Genomic DNA, 4899 nt, shown 5'->3' on the forward strand with positions numbered 1-4899 from the left:
CATAAAGGTTGTACATACGATGGTTTGAACTTAATGTTTTAATCACCACTAAGTTACTAAAAATCAGCGACATGTACAACTTTTTACTCATATTTATCAACTTAAATTAATTCCGCCAACGGGTATATTTTATATATTTGTAATACATAACACAAGGATAGAGTTAATTAACAATATTAATTTTAAAAGAAAGGGAATTAAAATGAAGAAGTTATTTTTAAGCATGGTAGTTGCATTAATGGCAATAAGTGCAAACGCTCAGGTTTATGTAGGAGGTGGCGTTGGTATCGGTAGCTCAAAGGTTGATGCGGACGGTGCAGAGTCTGTTACATCATATAAATTTGTACCGGAAGTGGGTTACAACCTTAACGATGACTGGGCTGTTGGAGTTTCTTTCGGCTGGAAAGGATCTAATAAAGGCGGTGAGAAGGGATTTGGCGTAGCTCCCTATGCACGTTATACATTCCTCCATTCTAAGATTGTTGATGTATTCGTTGACGGTGGTGTTGGTTACGAACATCTGTATGGCGGTAAAAATATTGATACGGATATATTCACAGTTGGTTTCAAACCGGGTCTTGCAGTTAAGCTTACAGACCACTTGAACTTTGTCACTCATGTAGGTTTCATCGGTTACGAGCATGATAAGATTAATGATACAAAGGTTAATTCTTTCGGTCTTGACCTTGACGGAACAAACATTCTGTTCGGTATCAACTACAAGTTCTAAATGAATATAGTTGTTTCTTGATATTCGGGGCATGCTTTTCGGCATGCCCCTTTTTGTTGTTTCGTTGTGATGGTGTATCTAAATAATTATAATAGTTGTCCGTGTAGGGAAAAGTATTGAATGTTTATACACCTCTGCTTTTTGCTGTTTTATCGTAGGAAGCCGGAAGTACTTGGCGATTTTGGTGCAATTCGCGACATCTTTGAGAAATTATTTGTGCTGTGGCAAAATGTAATCAGAAGCAGATAATACGGTGCAAAGTGTCATTGGAATTATGTCTGTGATTTTTGTTGAACGAGATGTTAAAAAGTCTTTTGCGGCATATCCGCTTGTCAAAAACGGCAGAAAAAGTTGTGAAATATGTCATTTTATTCTCGAAAGTCACGCACTTTTCATCATGAAATGCGCCGTTTTATGACCTTAAGGCAGTGCTTTAGCACCCTAAAACGCCATGTTTAGCACTCCAAAACGCCATGTTTCTATCGTTGTAAGCATTTTTTTATTGCACGATATCATTATATATAGTGTAACAATTTGATACACAGCAAAATACTATTGCACATAAATACAGCCCGTATTTGCGCCCGTGAACTTTTATTTTCCGGGCGTGCCCCGTATTTAAAGGTTATGCAATGTCAGAAAGAAAGGAAAATACCGTATATTGTTGCATTGTGATAAACAATCGTGTATGTGCGGTGTATAATAACAGGGTGGGGCATATCGGATTTATATAAGCATTGTTCCGTTGAATGAAACGTGCGCGGAAAACATGATAAGTGATGTTTTTTGTGTAACTTTGCAGTAGTTACGCTACTGACGGATGCTGTTGTTTGCCGAACAATTTGCAGAGAGTTATCTAATAGGAAGAGGAGATAGTGAAACAGTTGGATGCTTTACGACTCAACGTAAAGATGAAAAACAATTAGAAAAATGAGAATATGCCATAATTTGTGGCACAAATATAAACGAGAAAAACAGATTAAATCAATGGGCAACGAAATACAATTTCTGCTATATAGTCTCCCCGATGAAGAGGGAAAGGTGCAAGTCATTATTAGAGATGAAACCATTTGGTGTACACAAAAAGCTATGGCGCAGTTGTTTGGTATTGACAAATCAGGCATTAGTCGGCATATTGCTAATATATTTAAAGACGGAGAACTAAACCACGACACGACAGTTGCAAAAATTGCAACCGTCGTAAACCGAGGTATAAGAGGTGAAGTTGAAGAGTTGGTAGATTTCTATAATCTTGATATGATTATTTCTGTTGGCTATCGTGTTTCTTCTCCTAAAGCAACCAAGTTTCGTCAATGGGCAACCAAGATACTTAACGAGTATATCAAGAAAGGATTCGTGCTTGATGATGAGCGTCTGAAACAGGGTATGGCAGTATTCGGAAAAGATTACTTCCGTGAATTGCTTGAACGTGTCAGGTCAATACGTGCCAGCGAACGGCGCATCTGGCAGCAAATCACCGATATATATGCTGAATGTTGTGTAGACTATGACAAAAACTCACCAACGACACGCGATTTCTATGCCATGATACAAAATCGTTTCCATTATGCTATTACAGGGCAGACGGCTGCGGAAATTATTTACACAAAAGCAAATCACACCAAAGACAACATGGGGCTGACCACATGGAAGAATGCTCCTGACGGACGTATATTGAAATCGGATGTTTCAATAGCCAAGAACTATTTGCAGGAAAAGGAAATACGATGGTTGGAACGTGCTGTAACAGGTTTCTTTGATTACATTGAAGATCTTATCGAACGTGAGAATACATTCAATATGTCACAGTTTTCGGAAAGTGTAAATGAGTTTCTCACGTTCCGTAGATATCGGATATTACCGGACAAGGGAAGTATTTCTGCATCGCAAGCTAAGGCAAAGGCTGAAAGCGAATATGATATTTTTAATAAAACGCAGCGGATAGATTCTGACTTTGATAAACAAGTTCGAGGTATGCTGAATGAGTAATTACCACAGACGGTTGCGGCATGAAATAGTTGATATTACATAAAAATACAGTGTGTTTCTTGCCGTTATCGGCAAGAAATGGTATTTTTGCATTGACGTTTTTGTTTTGATTCAGACCAATTATGGGTTTCATTTCAGTTAAAGAGTACGCTCGTTTACGAGGAATAGCCGAACGAACCGTACGCAACTATTGCGTTCAGGGAAAACTGCCGGGGGCTGTCCTCGTTGGTAAATCGTGGAGTATCCCTGTTGATGCGCCATTACCGGGACGTGTAAATGCACGAGTGCGCATATCGCCATTATTGAAAGCGTTGAGGGAACAGAAAGAGACTAAAATAAAGGGTGGCGTTTATCATCGCACCCAAATAGACCTCACCTATAATTCAAACCATATCGAAGGCAGCCGATTGACAAAAGAGCAGACACGATATATATATGAAACCAATACGATTGGAGTTTTTGAAACAGCTATTAAGGTTGATGACATAATAGAAACCACCAACCATTTCCGATGCATTGACTTTATAATCGACCGTGCGACAGAGCCACTTACAGAAAGCCTGATTAAGCAACTTCATGCTCTGTTGAAGTCCGGCACCTCTGATGCGTCAAAGGATTGGTTTGCGGTTGGGGATTACAAACGATTACCTAACGAGGTTGGCGGTATGGAAACCGTTGAACCTAAAAAGGTAGGGAGTGCCATCAGGGAGTTGCTCAAAGAATATCGTGCAAAGAAACATATTGAGTTGGTTGACATACTCGACTTCCATCAACGCTTTGAGGCGATACATCCGTTTCAAGACGGCAATGGGCGTGTTGGAAGATTGGTAATGTTTAAGGAATGTCTGCGTTGTGATATCGTTCCATTTATCATTACGGATGAACTGAAAATGTTTTATTATCGAGGGTTGCACGAATGGCGGCATATCCCCGGTTATCTCACAGACACTTGCCTTACAGCCCAAGATTATTATAAGTCACTGCTTGATTATTTCAAAATAAAGTATTGACAGCCAACAATATGTTTGTCACAACGTAGCAGTTTGTTCCGTTTTTGTTGGCTCATGACATATATATTATTTAACTTTGCAGTAGTTACGGCACGGACAGATGCCGCTATTTATTAAGGAGACGCAACAATGATACTTATAGCAGACAGCGGAAGCACAAAGACAGACTGGTGTGTTGTTGGTAACAGTGGAAAGGTATTGAGTATTTCCACGCAGGGTATAAACCCGCTTGTGCAGAGTGAGAATGAGGTGGAGCGTGTGCTCAGGGCAGAACTCATGCCCGCAATGACATATATTTCGGACATTACGGACATCCGTTTCTATGGAGCCGGGTGTCGCGACGAGATGATAACCGTTTTGGAACGGCTGTTGCGAAAGGTCTTTCCCGCAGCTGTCAACGTATGTGTATACAGCGATTTGCTTGCCGTCGCCCGTGCGCTTTGCGGCAAGAACGAGGGCATAGCCTGTATATTGGGCACCGGCGCAAACTCATGTCTATATGACGGCGAACACATTACGGCGAATACCCCCGCCCTCGGATACATTCTTGGCGACGAAGGTAGCGGAGCTGTGCTTGGAAAACTTTTTGTCAATGCCCTGTTCAAAGGTCGGTTGTCCGATAAGGTTCGCACAGCCTTTGAAGCTGAGACGCAACTCACCATGCCTGTAATTATAAATAAGGTGTATCGCCAGCCCATGCCCAACCGTTTTCTTGCGAGCCTCTCGCTGTTTATCGGCAGACATATTGACGAACCGGACTTGCACCGTCTTGTGGTTGACAACTTCCGCAGTTTCCTTGTCCGCAATATCCGTCCCTATTGCCGTCCCGACCTGCCTGTGAACGCCATAGGCAGCATGGCTTATCACTACCGTGAATGTCTTGAAGAGGCAGCACGTGCGGAGGGCATGAGGATAGGAACGGTAATGAAAAGCCCAATGGAAGGTCTCGTCAGGTATCATTCGGATATTTAGTATGTAGTCGGTATAACTTGAACCTTGATATGTTTTTTAATTAAAAATAAAGAAGATTTCATTTTAATGACTATGAAGTGATTTAAACTAATTTCAAACTGTTAAAATTCCTGCCAATATATTAAAATACAGCGTACTTCCGCAGAAATTCGCTATATTAGAGTTGCGACACTTTAATTTATCGAACCAATGCCGAAA

At 40.9% G+C, this 4899-nt stretch carries 4 protein-coding genes; all 4 read left to right on the forward strand.

Annotated elements, in window-relative coordinates; genetic code table 11:
- Positions 1–223 precede the first annotated feature (223 nt).
- Positions 224–730 carry an outer membrane beta-barrel protein gene (locus HPS54_RS12630; RefSeq protein WP_338142819.1) on the forward strand — a complete coding sequence of 169 codons (507 nt, stop codon included), beginning with the start codon at positions 224–226 and terminating at the stop codon, positions 728–730.
- 987 nt (positions 731–1717) lie between these two features.
- The gene (locus HPS54_RS12635) at positions 1718–2719 is read left to right on the forward strand and encodes a virulence RhuM family protein (RefSeq protein WP_172345757.1); all 1002 of its coding nucleotides are present in this window, start codon (positions 1718–1720) and stop codon (positions 2717–2719) included.
- 122 nt (positions 2720–2841) lie between these two features.
- Positions 2842–3729, forward strand: coding sequence for a Fic family protein (locus HPS54_RS12640; RefSeq protein WP_172345758.1), 888 nt, complete (start codon positions 2842–2844; stop codon positions 3727–3729).
- 129 nt (positions 3730–3858) lie between these two features.
- Positions 3859–4701, forward strand: coding sequence for an ATPase (locus HPS54_RS12645; RefSeq protein WP_172345759.1), 843 nt, complete (start codon positions 3859–3861; stop codon positions 4699–4701).
- The last annotated feature ends 198 nt before the right edge of the window (positions 4702–4899 follow it).

This window comes from Xylanibacter caecicola, from assembly GCF_013166515.1.
Taxonomy (GTDB): Bacteria; Bacteroidota; Bacteroidia; order Bacteroidales; family Bacteroidaceae; genus Prevotella; species Prevotella caecicola.

Coding starts and splice junctions, on each gene's coding strand:
- HPS54_RS12630 (WP_338142819.1), top strand. CDS start 224: ATGGTAGTTGCATTAATGGCAATAAGTGCAAACGCTCAGGTTTATGTA.
- HPS54_RS12635 (WP_172345757.1), top strand. CDS start 1,718: ATGGGCAACGAAATACAATTTCTGCTATATAGTCTCCCCGATGAAGAG.
- HPS54_RS12640 (WP_172345758.1), top strand. CDS start 2,842: ATGGGTTTCATTTCAGTTAAAGAGTACGCTCGTTTACGAGGAATAGCC.
- HPS54_RS12645 (WP_172345759.1), top strand. CDS start 3,859: ATGATACTTATAGCAGACAGCGGAAGCACAAAGACAGACTGGTGTGTT.